Raw genomic sequence first — 417 nt, 5'->3', positions numbered from 1 at the left:
GTGCCGGTGAGCGTCCATGTCACCGACGAGGCGGCCGGGATCTCGACGGCGGGGCAGGTTGCCGTGCCGTTGTCGATCGGGCAGTTGGCTCCGTCGGCGTCCGCCTTCATCGAGGCGTTGCCGACCCCGGCGGGCACCTGGTCGGTGACGACCACGTCACGGGCCCGCGAGGGGCCGTTGTTGGTTACGGTGACACGCCACTGGATCAGTTGTCCGGGCACCACCGGATCGGTGAGCAGCGCCTTGGAGACGGTCAGGTTCGCCTGCGTCGAAGGTGAGTTGGTGGGGCTCGCGACGGCGGTGTGGGTCGGCGTTGCGGGGTCGGGGCCACCGGTCACCGTCACGGTGTTGGTCGGTGTGACGGTCGCGTTGGCGTCGAGGGTGCCGGTGAGCGTCCATGTCACCGACGAGGCGGCC

Annotated in this window: 1 pseudogene; it reads right to left on the bottom strand. The window is 70.3% G+C overall.

Going from position 1 to position 417, the window contains the following annotated elements:
• Positions 1-417: pseudogene (locus ADK60_RS24930) on the bottom strand (DUF11 domain-containing protein); the annotation flags it as partial.

The sequence above is a fragment of the Streptomyces sp. XY431 genome (assembly GCF_001279805.1).
Taxonomy (GTDB): domain Bacteria; phylum Actinomycetota; class Actinomycetes; order Streptomycetales; family Streptomycetaceae; genus Kitasatospora; species Kitasatospora purpeofusca.
This window is presented reverse-complemented; position numbering and strand designations above follow the sequence as displayed.